Source organism: Streptomyces sp. NPDC102467, assembly GCF_044765445.1.
Classification (GTDB): domain Bacteria; phylum Actinomycetota; class Actinomycetes; order Streptomycetales; family Streptomycetaceae; genus Streptomyces.
On the sequence record NZ_JBIWKA010000011.1, the window covers coordinates 327,122 to 348,263 of the forward strand.

Annotated in this window: 18 protein-coding genes; 4 read left to right on the forward strand and 14 right to left on the reverse strand. The window is 70.5% G+C overall.

Translation table 11 applies throughout. The annotated features are described in order from the left end of the window. Positions 1–131: 131 nt before the first annotated feature. Positions 132–1,151, forward strand: a complete 1,020-nt coding sequence (locus tag ACIREE_RS24590) for an endonuclease/exonuclease/phosphatase family protein (protein ID WP_404155910.1) — start codon at positions 132–134, stop codon at positions 1,149–1,151. Between the two features lie 184 nt (positions 1,152–1,335). After that, positions 1,336–2,556 carry an MFS transporter gene (locus tag ACIREE_RS24595; RefSeq protein WP_404155913.1) on the forward strand — a complete coding sequence of 407 codons (1,221 nt, stop codon included), beginning with the start codon at positions 1,336–1,338 and terminating at the stop codon, positions 2,554–2,556. Positions 2,557–2,591: 35 nt separating this feature from the next. Here ACIREE_RS24595 and ACIREE_RS24600 read toward each other — a convergent pair whose 3' ends face one another. The 6 genes from ACIREE_RS24600 to ACIREE_RS24625 all read right to left on the reverse strand — a co-directional run bounded on the left by ACIREE_RS24600 (position 2,592) and on the right by ACIREE_RS24625 (position 9,462). Continuing rightward, complete coding sequence (locus ACIREE_RS24600) at positions 2,592–4,253, reverse strand: multicopper oxidase family protein (RefSeq protein ID WP_404155916.1); 1,662 nt, start codon at positions 4,251–4,253, stop codon at positions 2,592–2,594. Between the two features lie 171 nt (positions 4,254–4,424). Beyond that, the gene (locus ACIREE_RS24605) at positions 4,425–4,826 is read right to left on the reverse strand and encodes a DUF6153 family protein (RefSeq protein ID WP_404155919.1); all 402 of its coding nucleotides are present in this window, start codon (positions 4,824–4,826) and stop codon (positions 4,425–4,427) included. A 31-nt stretch (positions 4,827–4,857) separates the two neighbouring features. After that, positions 4,858–5,904, reverse strand: coding sequence for a LacI family DNA-binding transcriptional regulator (locus ACIREE_RS24610; RefSeq protein WP_404155922.1), 1,047 nt, complete (start codon positions 5,902–5,904; stop codon positions 4,858–4,860). A gap of 87 nt (positions 5,905–5,991) precedes the next feature. Beyond that, a complete protein-coding gene (locus ACIREE_RS24615) occupies positions 5,992–7,638 on the reverse strand; it encodes a sugar ABC transporter substrate-binding protein (RefSeq protein ID WP_404155925.1) in 1,647 nt (548 codons plus the stop codon). Positions 7,639–7,705: 67 nt separating this feature from the next. Next, complete coding sequence (locus ACIREE_RS24620) at positions 7,706–8,569, reverse strand: carbohydrate ABC transporter permease (RefSeq protein WP_404156087.1); 864 nt, start codon at positions 8,567–8,569, stop codon at positions 7,706–7,708. A gap of 38 nt (positions 8,570–8,607) precedes the next feature. Continuing rightward, entirely contained in the window at positions 8,608–9,462 is an 855-nt protein-coding gene (locus ACIREE_RS24625; protein WP_404155928.1) for an ABC transporter permease, read from the reverse strand. Positions 9,463–9,811: 349 nt separating this feature from the next. On the opposite strand from ACIREE_RS24625, the gene ACIREE_RS24630 reads away from it, so the two are divergent. Further along, the gene (locus ACIREE_RS24630) at positions 9,812–10,783 is read left to right on the forward strand and encodes a hydroxyacid dehydrogenase (RefSeq protein WP_404156090.1); all 972 of its coding nucleotides are present in this window, start codon (positions 9,812–9,814) and stop codon (positions 10,781–10,783) included. A 684-nt stretch (positions 10,784–11,467) separates the two neighbouring features. Here ACIREE_RS24630 and ACIREE_RS24635 read toward each other — a convergent pair. The 3 genes from ACIREE_RS24635 to ACIREE_RS24645 form a co-directional block, all read right to left on the reverse strand. After that, entirely contained in the window at positions 11,468–13,405 is a 1,938-nt protein-coding gene (locus ACIREE_RS24635) for a protease pro-enzyme activation domain-containing protein (protein WP_404155931.1), read from the reverse strand. Positions 13,406–13,608: 203 nt separating this feature from the next. After that, the gene (locus ACIREE_RS24640; protein ID WP_404155934.1) at positions 13,609–14,235 is read right to left on the reverse strand and encodes a DUF305 domain-containing protein; all 627 of its coding nucleotides are present in this window, start codon (positions 14,233–14,235) and stop codon (positions 13,609–13,611) included. Continuing rightward, on the reverse strand, positions 14,232–14,912 hold the full coding sequence (locus tag ACIREE_RS24645) for a DUF3105 domain-containing protein (RefSeq protein WP_404155937.1): 681 nt from the start codon (positions 14,910–14,912) through the stop codon (positions 14,232–14,234). The genes ACIREE_RS24640 and ACIREE_RS24645 overlap by 4 nt, the downstream gene beginning before the upstream one ends. Before the next feature lie 283 nt (positions 14,913–15,195). Here ACIREE_RS24645 and ACIREE_RS24650 point away from each other — a divergent pair, with 283 nt between their 5' ends. Continuing rightward, complete coding sequence (locus ACIREE_RS24650) at positions 15,196–16,557, forward strand: glutamine synthetase family protein (RefSeq protein ID WP_404155940.1); 1,362 nt, start codon at positions 15,196–15,198, stop codon at positions 16,555–16,557. A 266-nt stretch (positions 16,558–16,823) separates the two neighbouring features. On the opposite strand, the gene ACIREE_RS24655 is transcribed toward ACIREE_RS24650, so the two are convergent. The 5 genes from ACIREE_RS24655 to ACIREE_RS24675 all read right to left on the reverse strand — a co-directional run bounded on the left by ACIREE_RS24655 (position 16,824) and on the right by ACIREE_RS24675 (position 21,109). Continuing rightward, positions 16,824–17,243: a VOC family protein gene (locus ACIREE_RS24655; RefSeq protein WP_404155941.1), complete on the reverse strand. Its 420-nt coding sequence runs from the start codon at positions 17,241–17,243 to the stop codon at positions 16,824–16,826. A 3-nt stretch (positions 17,244–17,246) separates the two neighbouring features. Then, on the reverse strand, positions 17,247–18,272 hold the full coding sequence (locus ACIREE_RS24660) for a TolB family protein (RefSeq protein ID WP_404156093.1): 1,026 nt from the start codon (positions 18,270–18,272) through the stop codon (positions 17,247–17,249). Positions 18,273–18,292: 20 nt separating this feature from the next. After that, on the reverse strand, positions 18,293–19,570 hold the full coding sequence (locus ACIREE_RS24665; RefSeq protein ID WP_404155943.1) for an MFS transporter: 1,278 nt from the start codon (positions 19,568–19,570) through the stop codon (positions 18,293–18,295). Position 19,571: 1 nt separating this feature from the next. Next, positions 19,572–20,474 carry an alkaline phosphatase family protein gene (locus ACIREE_RS24670; RefSeq protein WP_404155945.1) on the reverse strand — a complete coding sequence of 301 codons (903 nt, stop codon included), beginning with the start codon at positions 20,472–20,474 and terminating at the stop codon, positions 19,572–19,574. A 200-nt stretch (positions 20,475–20,674) separates the two neighbouring features. After that, entirely contained in the window at positions 20,675–21,109 is a 435-nt protein-coding gene (locus ACIREE_RS24675; RefSeq protein ID WP_404155947.1) for a VOC family protein, read from the reverse strand. Positions 21,110–21,142 lie beyond the last annotated feature (33 nt).

Below are 21,142 nucleotides of genomic sequence, written 5' to 3' on the forward strand. Positions count from 1 at the left end.
TGCTCGTCCTCGTGGCAGTACGGCCGTCACAGGACCCGCCGGGCCGGGCCGTGACGGACAGAAAGCCGCTGAACATCGCCTAGGGTTTTCGGGCAGGGGGACGGCGGGCACGGCAGTGAGGCGACGACGGTATGGCGCAGGCGTACGACAAGGGAGACGGCGACGGATCCGGCGGCACCGGACCGGGCGCCAGACTCCGCCGCCTGGGGCGCCGACTGCGTCATGACCGCGGGGTGTGGCGCCGCGGCATCGTCCTTGCCGTCATCGCGGTGCTGCTCGCGCTCGTCATGCTGCTGCACGCACAGATTCCGAACACCATCGGCAACCTCGGCTCCCTGACCGAGACGTTCCTGCCGTGGCTCGGCGTCTTCCTCCCGGTGCTGCTGATCCTGGCCCTCGTACGGAAATCGGCGACCGCGCTGGTCGCCCTGCTGATCCCGACGATCGTCTGGTTCAGCGTCTTCGGCGGCCTGCTCACCGACAAGCAGGCCGGCGGCGGCGACCTGACCGTGGCCACCCACAACGTGAACGCCGACAACCCCGACCCGACCGGCACCGCGAAGGACGTCGCCGCGTCCGGCGCGCAGGTCGTCGCCCTGGAGGAGCTGACGGCCGGGGCGCTGCCGACGTACGAGAAGGCGCTCGCGGCGAAGTACCCGTACCACTCGGTCCAGGGCACCGTCGGGCTGTGGAGCAAGTACCCGCTCTCGGCCACCCGGCCCGTCGACATCAAGCTCGGCTGGACCCGGGCCATGCGCTCCACCGTCGCGACGCCCGAGGGCAAGGTCGCCGTCTATGTGGCGCACATGCCGTCGGTGCGCGTGAAGCTCGACTCCGGGTTCACCGCCAGCCAGCGCGACAAGAGCGCGAACGCGCTGGGCGAGGCCATCGGCGACGAGCCGCTCGGCAAGGTCGTCCTGCTCGGTGACCTGAACGGCACCATGAACGACCGCGCCCTGACCGCCGTCACGTCCCAGCTGCGCTCCACCCAGGGCGCCGCGGGCAGCGGCTTCGGGTTCAGCTGGCCGGCCGCGTTCCCGATGGCCCGCATCGACCAGATCATGGTCAAGGGCGTGGAGCCGGTGTCGTCGTGGACGCTGCCCGAGACCGGCAGCGACCATCTGCCGATCGCGGCCCGCCTCGCCGTGTGACGTACCTGTCACCGTCCGCCCCCTGGGTTTCACGGGGCTTTAACCTCACGGAATAGTTGGCGCGGGAGACTTTGTTCCGTACGTAAACTTACGGGGTCGGCATGTCGTGCGTGACGTACCTGTCCTACGTGACCTGCGTACGCGGCTCACCCTCCCTGCACCCACTTTCATTGGACGATCCCTCATGCCCCTCGCCCTGCTCGCCCTCGCTGTGGGCGCCTTCGGCATCGGCACGACCGAGTTCGTGATGATGGGCCTGCTGCCCAACGTCGCCGACGATCTGCACATCTCGATCCCCGCCGCGGGACACCTCGTCTCCGCGTACGCGCTCGGCGTCGTCATCGGCGCCCCCGTACTCGCCGCGGTCACCGCACGCATGCCGCGCCGCCGGGTCCTGATCGGCCTGATGGTGCTCTTCGTCGTCGGCAACGCGGTGTCGGCCGTCGCCCCCGACTACCACTCGCTGATGGTCGCCCGCTTCGTCAGCGGCCTGCCGCACGGCGCCTTCTTCGGCGTCGGCGCCGTCGTCGCCACCTCCCTCGTCGCACCCGAGCGCAAGGCCCGCTCCGTGTCGCTGATGTTCCTCGGCCTGACCGTCGCCAACATCGTCGGCGTGCCCGTCGCCACCGCCATGGGGCAGCAACTGGGCTGGCGCGCCACCTTCCTCGCGGTCAGCGCCATCGGCCTCGCCGCGATCGCGGCCCTCGCGGCACTCGTCCCCGCCGACCACGGACACGGAGCGACGGTGGGCGTCCGCAGCGAACTGAAGGCGCTCGGCTCGGTCCCGGTGTGGCTCGCACTCGGTACGACCGTCGCCGGTTTCGGCGCACTCTTCTCCGCCTACAGCTACATCACGCCGATGCTCACGGACGCCGCCGGATTCGCCGAGGGAAGCGTGACACTGCTGCTCGCCCTGTTCGGCGTGGGCGCCACGATCGGCAACCTGGCGGGCGGCCGCCTCGCCGACCACTCGCTGCGCGGCACCCTCTTCGGCGGCCTGACGTCACTCGTCGCGGTCCTGGCCCTCTTCCCGCTGCTGATGCGTGCCGAGTGGAGCGCCGCGCTCGCCGTGCTGCTGCTCGGGATGGCGGCGTTCACGACCGGCTCGCCGCTGCAGCTGATGGTGATGGAGAAGGCGTCCGCCGCGCCGTCGCTCGCCTCGTCCGCGAACCAGGCCGCCTTCAACCTGGCCAACGCCGGCGGCGCCTGGATCGGCGGCCTCGCCCTCGCCGCGGGCCTGAGCGTCACGTCCCCGGCCCTGACCGGCGCGGTCCTGGCCGTCCTCGGCCTGGCCGTGGCCGCGCTCGCCTACGCCGTGGACCTGCGCCGCGGCACGACGGGCTCCGCCCCGGGACGCCTGGTCGCGACGCACGTCCCGAGCGAGGCGGAGCCGGCGCGGCGGTGACGGCCCGGCGTCGGGGTGGCCGGGCCGCCCCCGGCTCAGCGGCGGTAGCCGAGCACCGTCATCATTCCCGCCTCCGAGTGGTAGACGTTGTGGCAGTGGACCATCCACAGTCCGGGGTTGTCCGCGTCGAAGTCCACCGTCAGAGTCCCGTTCGGCAGCACGATCGCCGTGTCCTTGCGGGGGCCGCCCGCCACGTTCGCCAGGGCGAACGTGTGGCCGTGCAGATGGACCGGGTGCCACATCGCGGTCGAGTTGGCGAAGACCAGCCGGACCCGCTCACCCGCCCGGACCGGACGGCGCCGGTCCGCGGAGTAGGGCTTCTTGTCGAAGGCCCAGTCGTACGCGGCCATGGAGCCCGTCAGCTGGAGCCTGATCGTGCGGTCCGGCTGGCGGGGCGGCAGGGCCACCGAGGCGTCCGCCCTGAGCTGGTCCGCCGTCAGCAGGCGGCCGTCCAGCTCCTTGGGCCGGACCGTGGCGGCGGGCGCCGCCCCCGTGCCCGTGCGCAGCACCGCGAGCGCCGACGCCTTCTTGCCCTCCGCCAGCGCCGTCAGCGGGAAGACGCCGTCGCCCGCAGTGACCAGCACGTCGTACCGCTCGCCCATGCCCAGCAGCAGCGCGTCGGTCTTCGCATGCCGGACCGGGTAGCCGTCCGCATGCGTCACCGTTATCTCGTGGTCGCCGAGCGCGACGCGGAATGCGGTGTCCCCGCCCGCATTGATGAACCGCAGGCGGATACGGTCCCCCGGGCGGGCCTTGCAGGACGAAGGGGCTTGTGGCGTACGCCCGTTGATCAAGTAGTGCGGGTACGCCACGTCGCCCGCGTCGCCGCCGAGCAGATCGCTCCGGGCCCCCATCATCATCCGGGACGGGCCGGCCGCCGAGGGCGATGACGACTCCGTCATCGACATGCCGCTCATCCCCGGCATGTCGTGGCCGGAGTGCCCCGTGTCGCCCGAGCCGCCCGTGCCGCCCGAGTGGTCCATGCCGCCACGCAGTTCGGCCAGGACCGCGTCCGGCGTCGAGCCGTCCACCCCGTCGACCCAGTCGTCGAGGACGATCACCCACTCCTTGTCGTACGACAGTGGTTCCTTGGGGTCGTCCACGATCAGCGGCGCGTACAGGCCGCGGTCCTGCTGCGTGCCCGAGTGCGGATGGAACCAGTACGTGCCCGGGTGCGGCACCGCGAAGCGGTAGGTGAAGTCGGCGCCGGGGGCGATCGCCTTCTGGGTGAGGCCGGGGACGCCGTCCATATCGTTGCGCAGGGCGAGGCCGTGCCAGTGCAGGGACGTGGATCGGGGAAGGTGGTTGGCGAGGGTCAGGGCGAGCGTGTCCCCGGCGGTCACCCGGAGCTCCTTGCCGGGCAGATCGCCCCCGTACGACCAGGACCTGACGGTGCGACCGCCCAGGTCCAGCGGGGCCGCGGCGGCCGTCAGACGCACCTCGCGGACCGGGCCCGAGCCGCGCTCGCGCTCCGCGGCGGCGACCTCCTTGCCCGCCGGGTCGACAAACCCGTCAACCTCGCTGCCCTCGCTGCCCCCGCTGCCGCTCGAACCGTGACCACCGTGGCCGGAGCCGGAAGCGGAGCCCGCTCCCGAGCAGGCGGTCAGAACTCCCGTGCCGGCCACGGCGATCGACGCGCCGAGCAGGGCGCGGCGGGAGGGCGAGGGCGAGCTGTACAGCTGTCGTGTGTCGTGCATGACTGAGTGCACCTCTGTATCGGTGTCGTGCTGTGCTGCGTGCAGTGGGTGGGCGAACTCATCCGCTGCTTCTGATACACCGCTCGACCCGATCAGGTTCCCATCGGGCGGTTCCGCCGGTCGGACTCACCGGCCGGGTTCCGGGCAGCGCGAAGCAGCCGGTGCGCAGGCCTAGATGCGCAGCACGGACAGTCGGGACAACAAGGTGCGTGGCGGGGGAGGGCGGGGGCGGTGCGCGTCGGTCAGGCCGCGCGCGGCGGGCCCGGGTGGGTCCGCCGACCCCAGTGGCCGCAGCACCGCAGCCGTCAGCAACAGCAGCGTGAACGACCCCAGCACGGCGAGGCACACGCTCAGCGGGTCCATGCCGCTGTCGCCGGGGGAGCGGTGCTCGGGTGCCTGCGCCCGCACGCTGGTGTGCTCCGGCACAGGCGCCGCGTGGGAGGCCATCGGCCTCATGCCCCCGGCCACGTGTCCCGTCGGATGCCCCAGCGTGTGCATGCCGACGATCCCGAAGAGCAGGGCCACGAACAGCAGCAGCTGCCCGCGGCCGGTGCGGCCCTTCGTCGTCGCCATGGACCGCACCCTACCCCCACCGGGTATCCGACTACGGCGTGAGGCGGCGCACGCTGTCGCGGATCACGATGTGCGTGCCGAGGAGCTGGCGCCGCTGTCCGGTCCGGCCCGTGCCGCCGAGGGCGAGACGGACCGCGGTGCGCCCGAGTTCCTCGCCGGGGATGTGGACCGTGGTCAGGCCCGGGGTCATGTCGGTGGCCACCGGGTCGTCGTTGTAGCCGACCACCGAGATGTCCTCCGGGACCCGGAGCCCGTACTCCTTGAGCGCCTTGACCACGGCGGCGGCCACCCGGTCGTCGCCCGCGAACACCGCCGTGAAGTCCGGTCTGCCGTCGCACTTGTCGAGCAGGTCGCGGATCGCCTCGTCGCCGGCGAGCTGGCCGAAGCCGATCCCGTGCAGCAGCGCGTCCGCCTTCGGGACGCCGTGGTTCTCCAGGGCCCGCAGATAGCCGCGCACCCGGTCCTCGCCCGTCGTGTTGCCCGGCTGGTAGCCGATCAGTGCGATCTTGCGGTGGCCCGCGCCCAGCAGATGGCTGGTGATCGCGTGGGCGCCCGCCTCGTTGTCGTACTCCACGACGACCGCGGGCACGTCGGGCGCGGGCGCGGGCCGGCCGCACAGCACCAGACGCGAACCGGCGGCCGCGAGGGACTGCGCGTACTGGGCCATCCGCTCCCGGTACGCGGCGTCCTCGACGACCCCGCCGACCAGGACGACCGCCTCCGCCGCCTGCTCGCGCATCATCTGCACGAGCGCCAGCTCCCGGTCCGGGTCCGCGCCGGTCGACGCGACCAGGGTGAGCCGGTCGTGCTGGGCGGCCTCCTTCTCGACGCCCTGCGCGATGGCCGCGTAGAAGGAACTCACCACGTCGAGCATCAGCACGGCGATGGTCTTGCGGCCCGCGCCCGCCAACGCGCGCGCGTGCGCGTTGGCCACGTAGTCCAGGTCCTTGGCCGCGCGCAGCACCTTCGCGCGCGAGGCGGCCGACGTCGGGTAGTTGCCCGCCAGGACCCGTGACACGGTCGCCACCGAGACCCCCGCGCGCGCGGCCACGTCGCGGATCGTCGCCCGGTCGCCCACTCTGACTCCTTCAAAAGTCCGATGGTGCGGAACCTCCTGCGGGCCCCGCACCATCATCGCGTGCGTCGTCGCCGTCGGTCAGCCGGGTCAGTGGGCCGCCGCGTACTCCTCACCGAATTCGTCCAGGGCCTTCTTCCCGCCCTGGGCGAGCCACTTCTTGTAGATGCCGTCCCAGTCGGAGAGCTTCTTGCGGCCGGTCACCACCGCGGTCACGCCGTCGTTGATGATCTGGTCGAGCGTGGCGCCCTGCCGGTTGAACGTGTCGGACTGCAGGCCCCACCGCTCGTTGGGCACCATCATCGGAACGACCTTCTGCTGCCAGGCGTGCACCCGCTCGGTCAGGTCCGCGTAGCCCGGGTAGTACAGCGGCTGGGGCGCGTCGGCGACCTTGACCAGCGGCAGGTTGTCCTTCGACTCGACGAGCCCGAGCTCCGTCGCTATCGGGTTGTTGTCCTTGTCGCGCTTGAAGTGCGTGCCCTCGATGCCGTAGTGCAGCAGCTCGTACTCCTGCGAACCGAACGGCGAGGCCAGCCAGTCCAGGACGCGCAGCAGCAGCTTGATCCGGTCCTTGGAGGCCTTCTTCAGGGCCGTGTAGCCGAAGATGCCGCGGCTCTGCTGGTACTGCCGGGAGCCGCCGGCGGCGTAGGGCTGCGCGACGTCCAGGGTGTACGCGTCCTTGATGCCCTGCGCGTTGGAGATCGTCGCGCCGAAGCCGTCGGTCATCGACAGGGCCGTGCCGTTGTAGAACTGCGTCTTCAGGTCGACCTGGGAGACCGAGGTGGCCTCGGGGTAGTACGCGCCGGACGCGCGCAGCTTCGCCATGTACTCCAGGGACGCCTTGAACTCGTCGGTACCGGCGAAGTAGTCGGCCTTGCTGCCCTTGATCCGCCACTCGTTCGGGGCGCCGTGCCAGATGGCGTGCGTCTTGTAGCCGAAGTAGCTGCTCGTGGAGGCGCCGAGACCCCACTTGCGGTGTCCCGTCACGGACTTGGCGACCTTCGCGAAATCCGCCGCCGACATGCCCTGCTCGAACCCGGCCTTCTTGAAGGCCTCCTGGTTGAGGAAGAGGGTGTCCTGCGGCTTGGGCCGCTCCACCGGAACCCCGTAGATCCGCCCGGCGATCCGGCCCATCCCGTCCCAGGCGTACGTCGGGATGGCGGCGAGGTGCGGATAGTCCTTCGCGGCGTCGCCCGACAGGTACTCGGTCAGATCCGCGCACCGCTGCTTCACGAACTGGGCCTCGCGCGGCAGCGTGTAGCCGCCGCCGATCGCGATGATGTCGGGCAGGTCGTCGCCGGCCATGAGCGTGGCCATCTTGGTGCGGAAGTCGGCGTCCGGCACCACCGTGAACTCGATGTCGACCCCGAGCGCCTTGTTCAGGGCGGCCCAGTACTTGTTCTGCGCGGCGGGCTTGGGCGGTGTGCCGTACGTGATGGAGATGATCCGGATCTTCTCCTTGCCGGTGCCGGGCTTCTCGGCGACCGCCTCGACCAGCTTCTCCGGGTACGAGAGGTAGCCGGCCTGGACCCCGTCGGCGGTCGGCGCGAGGTCGGGGGCCGGGCCCTGCGCGGCGGCGTACGTCGGCCAGGGCGCCGCTTTCGTGCCCTTGTTGCCGACGGACCCGCCCCCGCCGCTCCCGGTCGAGCAGCCGGTGAGCAGGGACGGCACGGCGAGCGCGGTGCCGCCGACGGCGATGGAGCGCAGCAGGGTGCGGCGCGACATGTTCGCGGACATGGTGAAGGACCCTTCGGTTAAAGGAAGTTGAGGAGAGAGCGCAAGCGGAGAGCGAGGCGGGGGTGGCTCAGCTCTTGATGGCGCCGGTGAGCACGCCCTTGGTGAAGTACTTCTGGAGGAAGGGGTAGACGAGCAGGATCGGCACCACGGCGATCACCAGGACGGCCATCTGTGTCGTCTGCGGCGCCGAGACCATGCCGGCCTCGCTCAGTCCCGTGTCGGCGATCTGCGCGCCGCCGATGACGTACGTCCGCAGGACCTGGGAGAGCGGCCAGTGGTCGGACTCCAGGTAGATCGAGGCGGTGAACCACGAGTTCCAGTAGCTGACCGCGTAGAAGAGACCGACGACGGCGAGCGCGGCCTTCGACAGGGGCAGCGCGATCCGCCAGAACGTCGCCCAGTCACCGGCGCCGTCGAGCCGCGCGGCCTCGTACAGCTCCTCGGGGATGCCCTGGAAGAAGCCGCGCAGTACCACCAGGTTGAAGACGTTGATGAGGCACGGGGCGATGACGGCCGCGTACATGTTCTGCATCCCGAGCTCCTTCACCAGCAGGAACGCGGGGATCATGCCGGGCGGGAAGAGGAACGTGAACAGCACGAGCAGCAGCACCGGCTTGCCGCCGAAGACCCCGGGGCGGCTGAGCGCGTAGGCGAGGAACGAGGTGCAGGCCAGGGAGAGCAGCGTGCCGATGACGGTGATGCCGACGCTCACCCCGAGCGCCTTCGTCACGATGCCGCCGCTGAGGATGTTCTCGTACGCGCGCAGGCTCGGGTCGGTCGGCCACAGTACCCAGCCGCCGTTGGCGACGACCTCCTTGTTGGAGGCGAGCGAGGTGGAGATGATCACCAGGAACGGTACGAGGACCAGGCACAGCAGCACGATCACGGCCAGGCCCTTGGCGGCCTTGGTGGCGGGTTTCGGCTTCTCCATCCAGGCGGGACGGGCGGGGGCGGCGGTGGACGTCCTGCTCACTTGTAGACCCCTTGTTCGCCGAGCTTGTGCGCGATGCGGTTGGCGACGAACACGAGGGCCGCGCCGATCAGGCCCTTGAAGAGCCCGGCCGCGGTGGCGTAGCCGATGTCGCCGCCGATGATGCCCTGCCAGAAGACGAAGGTGTCGAGGACCTCGCCGACCTCCGGGCCCACCGACTGCCGCTGCAGCAGCATCTGTTCGAAGCCGACGGAGAGGATGTCGCCGAGCCGCATGATCAGCAGCAGCACGACGATCGGGCGGATCGAGGGCAGCGTGACGTGCCAGAAGCGGAGCCAGGGCCCGGCGCCGTCGATGGCGGCGGCCTCGTACTGCTGCTCGTCGACCTGCATCAGGGCGGCCAGGAAGATGATCGTGCCCCAGCCGGCGTCCTTCCAGATCACCTCGGCGACGACCAGCGGGCGGTACGCGTCCGGGTTGCCGATGATGTCGACGGTGTGCAGGCCCGAGTCGCCGAGAAAGCTGTTCAACAGGCCCGTGTCGGACAGGACTTGCTGGAACAGGGCGACGACGATCACCCACGACAGGAAGTGCGGCAGGTAGACGACCGACTGCACGAAACGGCGCAGCAGGTCGGACGTCAGGCTGTGCAGCAGCAGCGCGATCGCCAGCGGCACCGGGAAGTAGAACACCAGTTGCAGCACGGCGATGTAGAGGGTGTTCCACGTCGCGTGCCAGAAGTCCGGGTCGCCGAACATCCGGCTGAAGTTGCCGAAGCCCAGCCAGGGGCTGCCCCACAGCCCGGCGAACGGGTCGTACTCCTTGAGCGCCACGACGTTGCCCACGAAGGCGCCGTAGTGGAAGACCAGGAAGTACGCGACGCCCGGAACCATGAGCAGCAGAAGTGTCCGGCTGCTCTGAAACCGTTTCCACTTCGTATCGCGTCTGATTATGGGGTCAGTTGACCCGTTTCGTGGCTCGCCTGGGGGCTCCACTGCCCCGGTATCGGGCCTTTCCTTCGCCACAGTGGGCACGGGAACCCCTCCGTCGTTGGAACAAGGTGAGCCGGAATCTAAAACGGTTACTACGAACGGTCAACCCCCTTGGCTCAGATCTACCTTGACCCTGGGCACCTCAAGTGCCTAGCCTCCTGATGCACTTCAGTAACCGGTTACAGCATGTGTGATGTGAAACGAGGGGTGGGACCGAGTGACGGCACACCGACCGACCGCGGCACTGGCCATGGGCGCTCAGGTGGTGGAGCGGGTCTTCCCGCCCGACCTGCGGGAACGGCTCGGCCGCAGCACACGGTTGGCGTCGGCGCCGCTGACCGGCGCGCTCGACGGGCCGGACGCCGCGGAGGTGCTGGCCGCGACGGAGATCCTGGTCACCGGATGGGACTGCCCGCCGCTCACGGACCGGGTCCTCGCGGCCGCGCCCCGGCTGCGGGCCGTGATGCACGCCGCGGGATCGGTCCGGCCGATCGTCACCGACGCCGTGTGGGAGCGCGGGCTGCTCGTCTCCTCGGCCGCCGACGCCAACGCGGGGCCCGTCGTCGCCTTCACCCTCGCCGCGATCACCTTCGCGGCGAAGGGGGCGCTGTCCGCCGCCGCGGGGTACGCGACGGCGTGGCCGGGGTTCACCGAGCGGACCGGCGCGGACGCGCGGGTCGTCGGCATCATCGGGGCGTCCCGCATCGGGCGCCGGGTGATCGAGGCGCTGCGGGCCGACTCCGCGGGGTACCGGGTGCTGTTGTGCGACCCGTACGTCGACGAGGGTGAGGCCGCGCGGCTCGGAGTGGAGCGGGTCGGGCTCGCCGAGCTGTGCCGACGCAGCACCGTGGTCAGCGTGCACGCGCCTCAACTCCCTGAAACCCAGGGCATGTTGAGTACGGAAATGCTCGCGCTGATCCCGGACGGCGGGGTGGTGATCAACACGGCGCGGGGCTCACTGCTCGACACGGAGGCGCTGGCCGCCGAGTGCGGGTCCGGCCGGTTGTCGGCGTACCTGGATGTAACGCATCCGGAGCCGTTGCCCGCCGGGCATCCGTTGTTGGCGCTGCCCAATGTGCTGGTGACTCCGCATATCGCGGGGGCGCAGGGCAGTGAGGTGCGGAGGTTGGGCGTGTACGCGGTGGAGGAGGTCGAGCGGTTCGTCCGGGGGGCGGTGTTGCGGGGCGCTACGGGGCGGGCCGATATGGGGCGGGTGGCTTGAGCCCGGGGGTATTGGGTGCGGGTGGCTGCGCCGGGCGGGGGCGGTTTCGTTTGTGCGGGGTCACTGGCGTGCGGCTGCTGCGTCTCTCGTGCCGGGCTGCTGCTGCGCGGCGGGGTGCGTGCTCGTCTGCCGGGTGACTGTCGCGTCGGCGGCCGCGGCTCGGTGGGGCTTCTCGCGCAGTTCCCCGCGCCCCTCGAATGCGCGGCTTCGCCGCGGCATTCGGGGCGAGACGCCCGGCACTCATCCGCGCGGCGCCGGCCATGCGCGGCGTTCGCTGAGATGGCGCACGAAGTGCGCATCTCAGGGGCGCGGGGAACTGCGCGACCAGCCACGACGCACCCGCGCGCGTCGGCGAGACAAGAACCCGGCAGACGAGACCGCGCCCCGTGCCGGCGGAACAAGTACCGGCAGACGAGACCGCGCCCCGCGCCGGCGAAACAAGAACCCGGCAGACGAAACCGCGCCCCGCGCCGGCGAAACAAGAACCCGGCAGACGAAACCGCGCCCCGCGCCGACGGAACAAGAACCCGGCAGACGAGACCGCGCCCCGCGCCGGCGGAACAAGTACCGGCAGACGAGACCGCGGCCCCGCGCCGACGCGCCAGTCATCCGGCACACGCCAAAGCGCCCGCCCCGGAGCGAAGAAGCTCCCCGGGGCAGGCGCCAGTTGAACCCTGGAAGGGATCAGCGACGCGTGTACGACGAGATGTAACCCGGCGCCGGCGAACCGACCCCCGTCACATCGTCGTAGCCACGAACCGCCTTCAGCGACGCATCGTCACCCAGGCTGCGCACAGACGTGAGCAGCCCTTCGGACGCGTCGACACTGTTCGCGAAGTCCACCCGCGCCACAGCGAGGTCACCCTTGACCGGGTGGTCCGTCACGTCGTGGTAGACCTTCGACCCGTACCGGTCGTAGATCGCCGGGTTGGCGAAGCCGATCGCCCGGCCGCCCCGCTGCTGCTGCGCCAGCGCCTGCACGCCCGCGATCACCGGCGCCGCCAGCGACGTACCACCGATGCGGTACTCGTCGTAGGCCTGCGACCCGTCGGGCAGGGTCTGCGTCTGACCCACCAGGAAACCGGTGTTGGGGTCGGCGATCGCGGAGATGTCCGGCACGACACGGTTCAGGCCGCCGTTGGCCCGCGCCAGCGTGTTCGGCACGACGCCCTTCTGGTAGAAGGGTTGCGCGACGGTCTTGCTGGTGCCGCCGCCCGCGCCGGAGGTGTACGCCCCCGGGTAGTCGGTCCAGCTCTTGCCGTTGGCCGACAGGTTCGACTTCAGGGTGCCCCAGCCGGTCTCCCACTGGTACTTGTCACCCTTGCCGACGGCCAGCGACGTACCGCCGACCGCGGTCACCCACGCCGAGTTCGCGGGGGTGTCGACCTGCTTCACACCGGTGTTGGCGACCTCGTCACCGTTGTCGCCGGAGGAGAAGTAGAAGCCGATGCCCTCGATCGCGCCCAGCTGGAACACCTGGTCGTACGCGGCGGCGAGCTGCGGCGTCTGGTTGGCCTCGATGTCGCCCCAGGAGTTGGAGACGATGTCGGCCAGGTGCTTGTCGACGACCTTGCTCAGCGAGTCGAGCAGGTCGTCGTCGTAGCAGGAGGCCGCGCCGACGTACGTGATGTCCGCCTTGGGCGCCACCGCGTGCACGGCCTCGACGTCGAGGGTCTCCTCGCCGTACCAGCCGGCCGCGCCGCACTCCTCGGTCTTGGTGTACGCCGACGGCAGGATCTGGTTCAACTGGCCGTCGCCGTACGCCGCGTCGCCGTGCTTGCCCGCGTACTTCTCGGCGTCCTGCGCGATGGTCGGCGAGGCGTACGCGTCGGTGATCGCGACCCGCACGCCCTTGCCGGTGGCCTTGCCCGCGCCGTAGGCGGAGCGCAGCTGCTTGCCGGTGTACCCCTTGACGGCGTACGGGACCTTCTTGCCGCCCGCGGACGGCAGGGTCTTCGCGACGTTCGAGCCGAAGTACGAGGAGAACGGCCCGGAGTTGCGGAACACCGCGTCCGGCGGCGGCAGTTCGTCCTGATGGTCCGTCTTGTGCGGGGCGCTGTCCAGACCGGTGACGGTCAGTACGGCGCCGTCGAGCGAGCCCGGCACCGACGCCGCGCCGGACGGGGCGCGGTAGGTGTGCTTGCCCTTGGTGTAGTTGTGCAGCTGCGTGCCGAACGCCTTCTCGGCGGCGGCCACGTCACCCGACACGGATATGTAGTGCTCGCTGCTGCCGGTCACGGTCAGGCCCGAGGACTCGAGCCACTTCGTGACCTCGGATATCTGAGCCTTCGTGGCGCCGAAGCGGGCCTTCGCCTGCGTCGCGCTCAGGTACTTGCCATAAGCGGCCGACGACGGGTCGGACACGGCCTTCGCGTACGCGGCGAGGCCGGCGGCGTCCTTACCGGCGAGGTAGACCCGGGCGTTGACCTTGTTGCCGTCGGCGGTGGCGCCCTTGTCGGCCGTGCCGGTGGCCCACAGCGGCTTGGTGCCGGAGAGGGTGGCGCGGCCGGTGTCGGCCTGGGCGGCCGGAGCGGCGAGGGCGATCGCGCCGGCGAGCAGCGGCAGTGTCGCTGCCAGGCTCAGGCCGGCGCGGGTGCGGCGTGCGCCGCGGATGGATCTCATGAAACCCCCTGGTCTCGTGGAACCCCTGGGTGAGGTGCACGTGTAATGCACACGCTGCACGTGTAATGCACACGCAGAGGGCCCCACTCTCGCCACGAACCGTTCACGCCGGGGGAATGGATCGATCAAGAAGACGTCAAGTCATCCCAAGTCTGTTCGAGATCAACCGATTTGGCCCCAGGGCGACGGCGAGGGCGGAGGCGTCAGGGGGTCGCGCCGCGATCCTTCAGCATGCCCGTCATGAGGTCGATCTCGGACTGCTGCGAGGCCACCATGCCGCGCGCGAGCCGCCGTTCGGCCCCGACCACGCACCGCTTCACGCACCCCTCGGCCATGTGCACGCCGCCCTTGTGGTGCGCGATCATCAGCCGCAGGTACATGATCTCGGCCTGCCGCCCGCTGACCTTGCCGAGCCGGCCGAGCTGCGTGTTCGTCGCCATGCCGGGCATCAGCGCGCCGTCCTCGCCGACCGGCGCGTCCGCCATCCCCATCCATGCCATCGGCGGCTTCGCCGAGACCTTCGGCAGCTCCCACAGATCGAGCCAGCCGAGCAGCATGCCGCGCTGGTTGGCCTGGGTCTGCGCGATGTCGTACGCGAGGCGGCGCACCTCCACGTCCTTGGTGCGGTCGCGCACGATGTACGACATCTCGACGGCCTGCTGATGGTGCACGGCCATGTCGCGCGCGAACCCGGCGTCCGCGGACTCGGCCGCCGGCACCTTCAGGTAGGCGGGGCCGCCCTTCCCGTCGGCGACGGCGTAGCCGACCACCCCCGTGGCCACGGCGACGGCCGCGGCCACGGAGACCAGCCAGCCGGTGCGACGCCTCACTGGGACTTGCCGCCCGTGCAGGCCGCGCCCGGCTCCGGGGTCTGCTTGCCCTGCACGAACGTGGCGAAGAACGACGCGACCGCCGGGTCGGCGGCGCTCTTCACGGTCCGCTGGTGACCCCAGGCGCTGAGCATGATCGGATCCTTCTGGTCCTGCACCGGGCTCATCAGCGAGTACGGCGTCTGCTTCACCTTGGCGGCGAGCGCCTTCACGTCGGCTTCGGCCGCCTTGTCGTTGTACGTCACCCAGACGGAGCCGTGCTCCAGGGCGTGCACGGCGTTCTCGTTCGGGATCGACTTGCCGTAGACATCGCCGTTGCAGTTCATCCACACCGGGTTGTGATCGCCGCCGACCGGCGGGTTCATCGGGTACGCGACATCTTTGGTGACGTGGGTGCGGGCGAGCTTCCCGCTCCAGGTGCCGACGCCATCCTTGTCGTACGAGAAGTGTCCCGAGGCTCCCGAGCCGGACTTCGCGTCCGACTTCCCGGAGTCGTCGCCACTCTTCGTCACGGCCCAGGCGCCTACTCCTATAAGGGCTGCCGCGACGACGGCACTCACCGAGACGATGGCGATCCGGCCGCGCCGGGCGCGGGCGCGCTCGGCACGGCGCATCTCCTCTATACGGTCCCTGCGGTCCGGGCGTGGAGCGGCGGAAGTCTTCTTGGCGGAACCCATGGAGTGTCCTTCTGAGAAAAGGATGAGACGGGCGGGCCCGCTGATCGTAGTGGGGAGAACGGGCCGAGCGGGAGGTGCTGTCGTCCCTACGGCGAAGGGCAGACACTATGGCCCTGAGGGGTGCAACCGGCACTATGAACACAACACCGAACACAACACCGGCCGATCAAGGACGATCATGGTCGGCAACGCGTACGAAACGGGCGTGTGGTGGGATAGGCCCAGGCCCTTCGACGTCCCCGGAGCAGGTGGCCTGACCAGCAAGGATGGGTGGAAGCGAAAGATGGACAAGCAGCAGGAATTCGTGCTCCGGACTCTTGAGGAGCGCGACATCCGGTTCGTACGTCTGTGGTTCACGGACGTGCTGGGCTTCCTGAAGTCGGTGGCCGTGGCCCCCGCCGAGCTGGAACAGGCCTTCGACGAGGGCATCGGTTTCGACGGCTCGGCCATCGAGGGCTTCGCCCGGGTCTACGAGTCCGACATGATCGCCAAGCCGGACCCGGGGACGTTCCAGGTGCTGCCGTGGCGCGCCGAGGCCCCCGGCACGGCCCGCATGTTCTGCGACATCCTGATGCCCGACGGCTCCCCGTCCTTCGCCGACCCGCGCTACGTCCTCAAGCGCGCCCTCGCCAAGACCTCCGACCTCGGCTTCACCTTCTACACCCACCCCGAGATCGAGTTCTTCCTCCTCAAGGACAAGCCGCTCGACGGCACCCGCCCCACCCCGGCCGACAACTCCGGCTACTTCGACCACACCCCGCAGAACGTGGGCATGGACTTCCGCCGGCAGGCGATCACCATGCTCGAATCCATGGGCATCTCGGTCGAGTTCAGCCACCACGAGGGCGCCCCCGGCCAGCAGGAGATCGACCTCCGCTACGCCGACGCGCTCTCCACGGCCGACAACATCATGACGTTCCGCCTGGTCATGAAGCAGGTCGCGCTGGAGCAGGGGGTCAACGCGACCTTCATGCCGAAGCCGTTCTCCGACCACCCCGGCTCGGGCATGCACACGCACCTCTCGCTCTTCGAGGGCGACCGCAACGCGTTCTACGAGTCCGGCGCCGAGTACCAGCTCTCCAAGGTCGGCCGCTCCTTCATCGCGGGCCTGCTGAAGCACGCCGCCGAGATCTCCGCGGTCACCAACCAGTGGGTCAACTCCTACAAGCGCATCTGGGGCGGCGGCGGCCGCACCGCCGGCGCCGGCGGCGAGGCCCCCTCGTACATCTGCTGGGGCCACAACAACCGCTCGGCCCTGATCCGCGTCCCCATGTACAAGCCCGGCAAGACGGGCTCGGCGCGCGTAGAGGTCCGCTCGATCGACTCGGGCGCCAACCCGTACCTCACCTACGCCGTCCTCCTGGCCGCGGGCCTCAAGGGCATCGAGGAGGGCTACGAACTCCCGCCGGGCGCCGACGACGACGTCTGGGCCCTCTCCGACGCCGAACGCCGCGCGATGGGCATCGAACCCCTCCCTCAGAACCTCGGCGAGGCCATCGCCCTGATGGAACGCTCGGAGCTGGTGGCGGAGACGCTCGGCGAACACGTCTACGACTTCTTCCTCCGCAACAAGAAGCAGGAGTGGGAGGAGTACCGCTCCGAGGTCACGGCGTTCGAGCTCCGCAAGAACCTGCCGGTGCTGTAGCCACAGGTCAGGGCGCGGCTGCGCCCCGTACAGCCAGTGGGGCCGCCGGTCGTGAACCGGCGGCCCCACCTGTTTGCAGCGCGAGTCGACTGTGCCGGGGTTCGCAGGACCGCAGCCCCATCTGCCAAGGCGACCGGGGTGGCCGCAGATGCGAGATCCTGGACAGGACCCGGACAGCCGGTGAAAAAATTTGCCGGTGCTGCAGCCGTCGCCCGTCGTGGGGTGCCCGGTCGCTCAGCTCAGCGGTCGCTCAGCTCAGCGGTCGCTCAGCTCAGCGCGTCCCGCAACGGCACGCTCGCCCTCTTCCGGTACTCCTGTACCGCCCACCCGTTCCCGTCCGGGTCCGTGAAATACATGAACGTGCCGCCGTCGTCCGCGCCGAACTGCACCGGCTCCGAGACGTCGAGGCCGCGCTTCGTCAGTTCGTCGTGGGCGGTCTTGATGTCGGCCACGACGAGTTGCAGGCCGTGGTACGTGCCCGGGGTCGGTGTGCCCGTGTGGAGGGGGACGCCCGCGGAGAGCATGATCGAGCAGCCCGAGCCCGGCGGGGTCAGTTGGACGATGCGGGAGCCGGGCATCAGTTCGCGGTCGACGTCGCAGCGGAAGCCGACCTTGTCGATGTAGAAGGCCTTGGCCCGGTCGATGTCGGAGACGGGCAGCGGGATGACTTCCAGGGTCATGTCCATCGGTCAAAGATAGGCGGGGGAGACCGCGGCCGTCAGGAGTTCGCGCGGGGCGCCCGTGCCGTCGGCGGGGACCGTGTACAAGTCGGCGCCGTAGTCGCCCGGCAGCGCGTACGTCACGTGGTGGTCGTCGCTCCACACCGCCTGATCGTCGACGCTGCGGGTCTCGGCCAGCGGCGTTTCCCGCAGCGTGGCCAGGTCCAGTACGTACAGGCGCCAGGGCGCGTCCGCGGGCAGCCCGTGCACGCGCTTCTTGTACGCGATCCGCGTGCCGTCGGGGGAGAGGGACGGGCACTCGACGTTCCGGTGGAGGGTCGTGACCGTGCGGGCGCGCAGGTCGCCGCGGACCAGGTACGTGCTGCCGTGCGTGGCGAGCGTCGCGTAGAGGTGGCGGTCGTCGGACGAGAACGTGACGCCCCAGAAGTTGGCGTCCGCCGCCCGGTACGGGTGCCCGTCCTTGACGATGCGGTACGCCTCCAGGGACGGGGTCAGTTTCCCGGTGGCCGTGTCCAGGATCGCCGCCCGCGTGGAGAAGTTCGTGCCCGCGTAACTGTCACCGCCGACGAACGCCGTCCATGCCGCGTACCGCCCACTCGGCGACACCCGCGCGCGCGAGGGGATGCCCGGCACCGGATAGTGCGCCTTCTCGTGCAGGCGGGCGTCCAGGACAGTGGCCCGATAGGTGTCGGAGAGGGCGCCATGGACGGCCTGGAGGCAGATACCCGTGCCCGAACTCGCGTAGAAGCGCAGGCATTTGACCCCGGTGCCGGTCGCCGTGCGCGGGCCGCCAGGGGTGCCCGTGGGCGTGGTGGCCAACTCGTCGCGATGCGGGCCCCATGCCATGTTGCGGAACACCAAGTGGGGCGCGGCGGAGCTCAGCCGGACCACGCCCGTCGTGACCACAGGGCCGCCCGGACGGGCCTGTTCGACGCGCTCGGCGCGGGCCGAGGCATGCAGGACGGCGGCCGTCGCCACCGCGGCCAGGGCGAGCACCGCCGCGATCAGGACGGTGACTTTGCCGCGGCTGGTCATGCCGGTGGTCGTGCCCGTCGTCATGTGGCTGCCTTCGCGGGGAGTGAGGGGAGTGAGGGGCGCAGGGCGTACGACACCACGCCGCACCCGGCGAGCAGGACCGCGGCGACCGTGAGCGCCGTGCGGTCGCCCCACGCCGTCCAGGCCGCGCCGAAGCCGAGCGAGCAGCCGAACCGGGCGAGGGCCTGCCCCGTCTGTACGACGGCCAGGCCGGACGAGCGCCGCTCCTCGGGGAGGCCCGCGGAGGCGGCCGCCATCAGGACGCCGTCGGTCGCCGCGTAGAACGTGCCGTGGAGCAGCAGTACGGCGTAGGTCAGTGCCGTGCTGTGCGCGTGGGTGAGCAGGAGCGCGTAGACGGTGAGCAGGGCGAGGTGGCCGGCGAGGAAGACCGGCCAGGCGCCGACACGGTCCGAGAGCCGGCCGAGCGGCGCCGCCAGGAGCAGGAACGCGGCCGCCGTGCCGAGCGGGAGGAGGGCGAACCACCGCTCCGATACGCCGAGTTGGCGTTGGAGGAGGAGGTAGATGAAGGCGTCGCTGACCGTGGCGAGGCCGAGGAGGGTCGCGCAGATCGTGGGCCGGATCAGGAGGGCCCGGTCGAGCCCCGGGCCCGGTCCCTTCGGCGTTCGAGGAGCGGGGTCCGGGGCGGAGCGTCGTGTCCGGGGGACGAACAGCACCAGCACCACGACACCCAGCACGGCCACGCAGAAGCTCACCGTGAACACCGCGTCGTACCCGTCCACCGCGTGCCGCAGGATCAGGAACGCCACCAACGGGCCGAGCAGCGCGCCCGCCGTGTCCATCGCCCGGTGCACCCCGAACGCCCGGCCTCGCGCGGCCGGTTCGCTCGACAGGGAGATCAGCGCGTCGCGCGGCGCCGTGCGCAGTCCCTTGCCGGTGCGGTCCGCCGCGAGGACCGCACCGATGAGCGGGAGCGAGCCGGCGAGCAGGAGCAGCGGTTTGCACAGTGCGGAGAGGCCGTAGCCGAGTACCGCGACCGTCTTGTGGCGGCCGCCACCGCTGTCCGCGAGGCGCCCGCCGACGAGCCGGACCAGCGCGGAGAAACCGTTGTAGACGCCGTCCAGGAGGCCGAAGCCGAGCGGGCTGAGGCCGAGCCCCGCGACCAGGTACAGCGGCAGCACGGCCGTGACCATCTCGGACGACACATCGGTGATCAGACTGACCGTGCCGAGCGCGAGCACGGTGGAGCCCACGGCGCGCCGCCGCCCGGCGGTGGGCCGGGCGGCGGGCTCCGCGGACGTCGGCGCCGGTGCTGCGGCGCGGCTGTCCGCTACGTACATGTCATGAGGTCCAGACGCCGGTGATGTCCTTGGCGGACGCGGCGTTGCCCGCGTGCGTCGGCAGACCGTGCATGTCCTCGATGGTGCGGAGCAGGTCGTAGTGGTTGTAGGTGGTGGCCGAGGTCGAGCCCGGGGTGACTTGCTGCCCGTAGAGCACCGTGGGGATCTTGTTGCCGCTGAGCCGGTTGTCCTCGTCGAACGTGACGACCAGCAGGCTGTTGTGGGTCTTGGCCCAGGTCGCGTACGCGCTCAGCTTGTTCTTCAGCCAGGTGTCGCCCGTGGCCACCGAGCAGTCGTGCATGTCGCTGCACAGGTTCGGTACGACGAAGGAGACCTGCGGGAGGGTGGTGTAGTCCGAGGGGAACTGGGTGAACGTCTTCGCCGATGACGTCGGTACGTTGCTGAAGCCGAACCACGGGTTGTGCTTGCGGGCGTAGTCGCCCGAGGAGCAGGTGGTCGAACCCTGGCTCGGCAGCGTCTCGTTGTAGCTGCCCCACGTCTTGCCTGCGGCGATCAGCTCCGAGGCGAGGTTGGGCGCCGAGGAGAAGCCGGGGGTGTAGCAGCTGTCGTCCGTGACGCCCTGCGTGGAGCCGGAGAACAGCGCGAAGTAGTTGGGCTGGCTCGGGTGCGTCTCGGCGTAGGAGGCCGTGAGGTTGGCGCCGCCCGACTTCAGGCTGTTGATGTACGGCGCGCCGGAGGCGCCGATGACCTGGTTGTACGCGTGGTTCTCGAAGACCACGACGACCGTGTGGTCCGGGGTGGGCACGGCGGCCGCGGCCTGCGCGGGGGAGGTGCCGGTGAGGGCGAGCCAGCTGCCCGAGGCGGCCGCCGCCAGGGCGAGGGTCGAGGCGAGGGCCTTGCCGCGGGTGCGCCTGAGGAATGATCCGCGTGATCTGCCGGGCACGTGAGACCTCCGATGACGGGGGAGGAACGGGGGAGGAACGGGGGATCAGCAATGCGGGTAGAGCATGCACACGCCAAGATGCTCCTGTGCCGCGCGTTCCGACCCTGATGGGTGAAGCGTGGGTGAATCCCTGGGGGCCGGAGCCGGAGCCGGAGCCGCGGAGTCGCAGCCGCAGCCCGACCGTTCTGATGCCAGGCCGCTCAGCGCTCCGACAGCGGCGCCGGCGCCTCCTGCACCGTCCACCCGTTGCCGTCCGGATCCGAGAAGAACATGAACGAGTTCCACGGCTCCGCGCCGGGACCGTCCGCCCAGCCCTCAGGACCCGCGTGCCGCACCGCGCTCACCCGCACCCCGCGCCCCACCAACTCCTCGCGCGCCGCCGCGATGTCCGTGACGCACAGCTGGAGACCGGTGAGCGTGCCCGGCATCAACGGCGGCTGCCCAGGAGCGCCCGGCAGCCCTTCCGTCAGCGCGATCGAGCAGCGCGAGCCGGGCGGGGTCAGCTGCACGATGCGGATGCCGGGCGCGACCTGCGTGTCCACATCGACCTTGAAGCCCACCTTGTCGGCGTAGAAGTCCTTGGCACGGTCCACGTCGGAGACGGGAACGACGATCACTTCGAGGGTCCACTCCATGACCTACGACCTGTCCTTCCAGTTGTGCCCGCA

Bases quoted from the DNA above. Each gene is read 5' to 3' on its own strand.
- ACIREE_RS24590 (WP_404155910.1), top strand. From the start codon at position 132: ATGGCGCAGGCGTACGACAAGGGAGACGGCGACGGATCCGGCGGCACC.
- ACIREE_RS24595 (WP_404155913.1), top strand. From the start codon at position 1,336: ATGCCCCTCGCCCTGCTCGCCCTCGCTGTGGGCGCCTTCGGCATCGGC.
- ACIREE_RS24600 (WP_404155916.1), bottom strand. From the start codon at position 4,253: ATGCACGACACACGACAGCTGTACAGCTCGCCCTCGCCCTCCCGCCGC.
- ACIREE_RS24605 (WP_404155919.1), bottom strand. From the start codon at position 4,826: ATGGCGACGACGAAGGGCCGCACCGGCCGCGGGCAGCTGCTGCTGTTC.
- ACIREE_RS24615 (WP_404155925.1), bottom strand. From the start codon at position 7,638: ATGTCCGCGAACATGTCGCGCCGCACCCTGCTGCGCTCCATCGCCGTC.
- ACIREE_RS24620 (WP_404156087.1), bottom strand. From the start codon at position 8,569: ATGGAGAAGCCGAAACCCGCCACCAAGGCCGCCAAGGGCCTGGCCGTG.
- ACIREE_RS24625 (WP_404155928.1), bottom strand. From the start codon at position 9,462: ATGGTTCCGGGCGTCGCGTACTTCCTGGTCTTCCACTACGGCGCCTTC.
- ACIREE_RS24630 (WP_404156090.1), top strand. From the start codon at position 9,812: ATGGGCGCTCAGGTGGTGGAGCGGGTCTTCCCGCCCGACCTGCGGGAA.
- ACIREE_RS24635 (WP_404155931.1), bottom strand. From the start codon at position 13,405: ATGAGATCCATCCGCGGCGCACGCCGCACCCGCGCCGGCCTGAGCCTG.
- ACIREE_RS24645 (WP_404155937.1), bottom strand. From the start codon at position 14,912: ATGGGTTCCGCCAAGAAGACTTCCGCCGCTCCACGCCCGGACCGCAGG.
- ACIREE_RS24650 (WP_404155940.1), top strand. From the start codon at position 15,196: ATGGACAAGCAGCAGGAATTCGTGCTCCGGACTCTTGAGGAGCGCGAC.
- ACIREE_RS24655 (WP_404155941.1), bottom strand. From the start codon at position 17,243: ATGGACATGACCCTGGAAGTCATCCCGCTGCCCGTCTCCGACATCGAC.
- ACIREE_RS24660 (WP_404156093.1), bottom strand. From the start codon at position 18,272: ATGACCAGCCGCGGCAAAGTCACCGTCCTGATCGCGGCGGTGCTCGCC.
- ACIREE_RS24665 (WP_404155943.1), bottom strand. From the start codon at position 19,570: ATGTACGTAGCGGACAGCCGCGCCGCAGCACCGGCGCCGACGTCCGCG.
- ACIREE_RS24675 (WP_404155947.1), bottom strand. From the start codon at position 21,109: ATGGAGTGGACCCTCGAAGTGATCGTCGTTCCCGTCTCCGACGTGGAC.